The sequence below is a fragment of the Pseudonocardia sp. ICBG1293 genome, from assembly GCF_020131355.1.
Classification (GTDB): domain Bacteria; phylum Actinomycetota; class Actinomycetes; order Mycobacteriales; family Pseudonocardiaceae; genus Pseudonocardia.
The window spans coordinates 1-5,553 of the sequence record NZ_JAHLEL010000075.1 but is presented as its reverse complement, the minus strand read 5'-3'; the positions used below and the strand labels follow the sequence as shown (position 1 = coordinate 5,553).

At 65.4% G+C, this 5,553-nt stretch carries 2 protein-coding genes and 3 pseudogenes; 4 read left to right on the top strand and 1 reads right to left on the bottom strand.

Features of this window, described 5'->3' with window-relative positions:
* Positions 1 to 816: IS3 family transposase (locus tag KPF47_RS36390; protein ID WP_224392932.1), on the top strand; the 816-nt coding region annotated here is incomplete at its 5' end.
* 340 nt (positions 817 to 1,156) lie between these two features.
* On the opposite strand, the gene KPF47_RS36385 is transcribed toward KPF47_RS36390, so the two are convergent.
* Entirely contained in the window at positions 1,157 to 2,251 is a 1,095-nt protein-coding gene (locus KPF47_RS36385) for a DUF1275 family protein (RefSeq protein WP_224392774.1), read from the bottom strand.
* A gap of 274 nt (positions 2,252 to 2,525) precedes the next feature.
* Between KPF47_RS36385 and KPF47_RS36380 the strand changes: the two are divergent.
* The 3 pseudogenes from KPF47_RS36380 to KPF47_RS36370 all read left to right on the top strand — a co-directional run.
* Positions 2,526 to 3,793 (top strand): annotated as a pseudogene (locus KPF47_RS36380) (IS256 family transposase).
* A 104-nt stretch (positions 3,794 to 3,897) separates the two neighbouring features.
* A pseudogene (locus KPF47_RS36375) lies at positions 3,898 to 4,671 on the top strand (IS5 family transposase); the annotation flags it as partial.
* A 136-nt stretch (positions 4,672 to 4,807) separates the two neighbouring features.
* A pseudogene (locus KPF47_RS36370) lies at positions 4,808 to 5,188 on the top strand (transposase); the annotation flags it as partial.
* Between the last annotated feature and the right edge of the window lie 365 nt (positions 5,189 to 5,553).

The window sequence follows — 5,553 nt, the reverse complement described above, 5'->3', positions numbered from 1 at the left end:
GAGCTCACCCTCGGACTCGGTATCACGGTGAACCACAAACGCGTCGCTCGGCTGATGCGCCAGGCCGGGATCCAGGGCCTCTACCGGCGACGCAACCACGGCTGCACCGTCCGGGACCAGCACGCCGACCCCTACACCGACCTGGTCGACCGCGACTTCACCGTCGACGGACCGGATGAGATCTGGTGCACCGACATCACCGAACACCCCACCCGAGAAGGGAAAGTCTACTGCGCGGCAGTCATCGATGTATTCTCCCGGAAAGCAGTCGGATGGTCCATCGCCGACAACATGCGCACCGAACTCGTCATCGACGCCCTCGGCATGGCCATACTCCGCCGACGCCCGCAATACCACGCCACGATCCTACATTCCAACCACGGCACCCAATTCACATCATGGGCATTCGGTCGACGTCTGGTCGCCGCTGGAATCGTCCCATCGATGGGCTCGATCGGAGATTGCTACGATAACTCTCTGGTCGAATCATTCTGGGGTACCATGCAACTCGAACTGCTCGATTCCAGAACCTGGAAAACCCGCGCAGAGCTTGCCACCGCCATCTTCGAATGGATAGAATGCTGGTACAATCCGTTACGGCGCCATTCCAGTATTGGGATGCTCTCCCGAACGACTTCGAAGCAGCCCACACCCCGCCCAACCACACCCACTGACCCCACACCGTCGGGGTCCGGACTACGGGGCCAAGCTCAAGAGTCCATGCAAGCCACGACTGCGAGCTTCTTCTCCGGGACAGCCCAGTCGTTGGGTGCCGCCGCAGCCGTGTGTTACCAGGGCCAGAAGATTCGACCGTGACAAGCATCCATACCCTGCCCGCCGAGGGCGATCACGAACAACACGATGACAATCGGCCGCTCTGGTATCGACCGTGTCGACTGGGCTGCCTATCTGATGCTAACGGGGGTTCCGAGGAGAACAGATGACAATCAGGTCATCTGCTGTCGGCAGGCAGGTGATGAATTCATGCCGCACGAGTCCGAGGGTCGGCCCAGGTCAGAACCTTCCCGTGTGGCCGCCGACCCGCAACGTTCGGTACGGACTCGGCCGCGATGGCGGGGCCGTCGAGACAGCCGAGGTCGTAATAGCCGTCCCCGGCGCCGCGGGGTCCGGCTGCGGTGGCGCTGGTCCAGTGAGTTCAGTCAGCATCCTGGAGGGTGAGATCGTGAACGACAGGGCGGGCAGGGCATCCGCGCCGGGGTCGTGACACCGTGACCGTCGTGGCCCGCGGCCACAGAACACCACCACCAGCGCCACCAGTAGCAGTGGTGGCGTGCTGGTCGGGGTCCGGGCTGCCGACGATGGTGTGCACACCCGCCGCGGTCGGCCGTAGGTGATAACGGCCGTCGTCATCGGTATCGCGACGCGCCACACACCGGCCCTGATCATCAAGCAAGGTCACCACCGCCGGCACCCCCAATCCGTCCGGCCCCACCACCCGACCGCACACCGCCGACCCCACCGCAGCCGCCGGCACTGGCGCACCGCCGTGGCCGGCATCGGCGGGTGATCCATGCTCGGATCCGCGTTCGATGTTCTCCGCGAGCCGGGTCAGATCCCGGAACTGGGGACCCCCAGCAAGTAGCCCACCGTGATTGACCCGAACAACCCGAGCCATCAACCCCACCGCGACCGCCACCAGTACCACCGGCAGAACGTAAGCCGCACCAGGCACCAGCCGCTGCACCACAGCAGCCCCACCGGCCGCACACACGAACGCCGCGATCCGCAACACCGAATTACTGTCCCAACTGGGCCTGTGCAGCTCGACCATAGCCGATACCAAATTCGTCACCGTACCGGTCAGAAAATTTGTCGGTGTCCCCGCTGGGCCCACATACCTGAGCCCGGCAGCTTGAATTCCCATCGCCGCCGCACCACCGGTCACCAACACCACCGCCCGCACCGTATTGTATTCCGGACTCACGAAACCGTAAAATCCGATACCGACCGTCACCAACACCACCAGCTCGACAACCAGAACGGTGGCGACCGCAGTCCGCCACGGCAACCGATGCATCACCAGACCAGCAACGATCGTGCCCACCATCAACCCGACGACATACCCAGCGACCGCGCACAACGCCTCAACAGACGACAACCAACGCCCGAGCCCGAGCCCGAGCCCGAGCACAGCCAGATTCCCCGTCATCGTACTGGCGAAAACCTCATTGAACACGAAAAACGTCACCGCATCCAACGCACCCGCAGCACCTGCCAACACCACCGTCACCGCACCCAACAACCGCGGAACAACCTCCGGATGATCAAAACCAGTCACATCCGACAACTGTGGCGCATACCACCGCTATCTCGGAACACGCGCCTATAAATTTCTCGTGAATACGAGCCCAAGATACAGAGTGTCACCGATCTACTGACACTCGTGAACGCCAGACGAGCACCATTCACTCGACCGGGGACTGTCTGAATAACGGTGGGTGGGGTCCGGCCTGATCCGGAAGGAGACGGCCGTGGCTGACACGACCGAGTTGTTGGACGACGCGATGATCGATCCCGTGACGGGAGAGATCATTGATCAGAAGGACCTCGCCGAGCGCCTGCTGACGCAGGCGAAGAAGCAGGGCGTGAGCCTCGTCGGCCCGGGTGGGCTGCTGAACCAGCTCACGAAGAACGTCCTGGAGACGCGCGCTGAGCGCCGAGCTGACCGAGCACCTCGGTCACGAGCATGGTGAGACCCCGCTGGGGGCGAACATGCGTAACGGCAGCCGGACGAAGACGGTGCTCACCGAGATCGGCCCCGTGCAGATCGAGGTCCCCCGGGACCGGGACGGGTCGTTCGAGCCGGTGATCGTCCCCAAGCGCAAGCGCCGCCTGGACGGCATCGACCAGATCGTGCTGTCGCTGACCGCGCGTGGACTGACGACCGGGGAGATCGTCGCGCACTTCGACGAGGTCTACGGGGCGAAGGTCTCCAGGGACACGGTCAGCCGAATCACCGAGAAGGTCACCAGCGAGCTCGCCGAATGGGCGAGCAGGCCGCTGGATGTGCTCTACCCGGTGATCTTCGTCGACGCGATCGTGGTGAAAGTCCGGGACGGGCAGGTCCGCAACACCCCGTTCTACGTCGTCATGGGCGTCACGACGAACGGAGAACGCGACATCCTCGGCATCTGGGCCGGCGACGGCCAGGAAGGCGCGAGGTTCTGGCTGCAAGTGTTCACCGAGCTGAAGAACCGCGGCGGCGAGGACGTGCTCATCGCCGTCTGTGACGGCCTCAAGGGTCTCCCGGAGGCGATCAACACCACCTGGGAGCAGACAGTCGTGCAGCAGTGCATCGTCCATCTGATCCGCAACAGCTTCCGTTACGCCGGACGGCAGCACCGCGACGCGCTCGTCCGTTCGCTCAAGCCCGTCTACTCGGCCCCGTCCGAGCAGGCGGCGAAGGACCGGTTCGAAGAGTTCGCCGCCGAGTGGGGACAGCGGTATCCGGCGATCGTCCAGCTCTGGCGCAGCTCCTGGGCGGAGTTCGTGCCGTTCCTGGAGTACGACGTCGAGATCCGGCGAGTGATCTGCACGACCAACGCGATCGAGTCCATCAACGCGAGGTATCGCAGAGCCGTTCGAGCGCGTGGACACTCGAGCGCGTGGACACTTCCCCAACGAGGCCGCGGCGCTGAAGTGCCTCTACCTCGTGACCCGCTCGCTTGACCCCACCGGCGGAGGCCGGGCACGCTGGATGATGAGGTGGAAGCCCGCGCTGAACGCGTTCGCGATCACCTTCGCCGCACGATTCGAGAGAACCACTCACTGAAGAGCGTCCGGCAGTAGAGGTGGCCGTGTGTCGGTGTTGGTAGAGACACGGACCTGCAAGTGATCATGGGATTGCTGATGTCCTGATGGTCGCCTGGAGGGTCCGTGCCTCTATTGCCAGAATCGCTGATCGACCCCCTCTGGGTCGAGTTCGCTGCCCTGATCGAGGCAGAGCGGCGCCCGGAGTTCGACCCGGCCCATCCGTGGGGCTGTCACCGTCGCCGGATCTCTGATCGGTCGTGTTCGACCACGTCGTTGCCGCTCTGGTGCACGGTAGTGGCTACGAACGCATCGCCACGCCGGGTTGCTCGGACCGCACCATCCGCCGCCGTCTCGATGACTGGGCCACCGCGGGAGTCAGCGAGGAACTGCTCCGCACCGCGCTGGCCGGTTACGACCAGATACTCGGCCTGGATCTTGACGATCTGGCGGTCGACGGATCGATCACCAAGGCACCAGGCGGAGGCGAGGTGGCCGGCCGCACAGCCTGTCGGCCGCGGCAAGCAGGGCACGAAACGGTCCGTGGCCTGCGATGACCAGGGCATCCCGCTGCACCTGGTCGCGGCGCGAGCCAACGACCATGACTCGCCCCTGCTGGAACCGACCTTGACCGGCATCGTGACGATGATCGGCCCGCTGCCCCGCCACCGCGACGCCCACGGTGGTGATCTGTTCCCGACCGTGCACCTGGACCGCGGCTATGACTCCGGCAAGACCCGTACTCTGCTGCACACCCTGGGCTTCACCGGCGAGATCGCGACCACGGGGGTCCCGGCTCCGATCCAGGCAGGACGACGGTGGCCCATCGAGCGCACGCACTCCTGGATGAACGGCTACGGCAAGCTGCGCCGGTTCACCGATCGCCGGAAGATCATCGTCTGAGGTTCCCCGCTTTGCCGGAGTGTCTGAACACTGGTTCGATCTTGAGGGCAGGAAGGAAGGCACTGGTGCCCGCACCGAAAAAGTACCCCGATGAGCTGCGCGAACGAGCGGTTCGGCTGTATCGGGAGTCCGACCCTCGCCCGACGTTCGGGGGCTCGCCGAGCAGCTCGGGGTGCATCACGAGGCCCTGCGCAACTGGGTCCGTCAGGCCGAGGCAGACACCGGCGAGCGCCATGATCGGCCGTCGACCGACATGCTCGCCGAGAACCGCCGGCTCGCGCGGGAGAACGCTGAGCTGCGGCGGGTCAACGAGGTCCTGCGCGCGGCGAGCGCCTATTTCGCCAGCGAGATCGGGCCCGACCCGGAGGAAATCATGAGCTTCGTCGATGCCCATGATTTCCCCGCCGGTCTCGTACTACGGGTCCTGAACATCGCGGCCCCGACCTACTACGGACTGGCGCGCCCGCCGCGCGAAACCCTCTCAGCGGCAGCTCGACGACGCCGTCCTGCTTGAGCAGATCGTGAAGATCCGCTCGGTGAGCGAGTTCGCCACCACCTACGGATCCCCGCGGGTGTGGCTGGAGCTGCGCCGCCAGGGCGTGCACGGTCGGGCGCAAGCGCGTCGCTCGCGATCATGCGCGAGCACGGCCTTCGGGCGCGCACCTGTCGTCGCGGTGGAAAGGGCGGCTCGACGGCAGAATCCGGCCCACCGCCCGGCGCCGGACCTGCTCGAACGCGACTTCACCGCGACCGCGCCCAACCGGGTGTGGGTGGCGGACCTGACTCGCATCGTCACCGGTGAGGGCGTGTGTGGCTGGCCTCGGTGCGGGACGCGTTCTCCAACCGGGTCGTCGGCTGGGCCACCGACCCGCGAGCCAC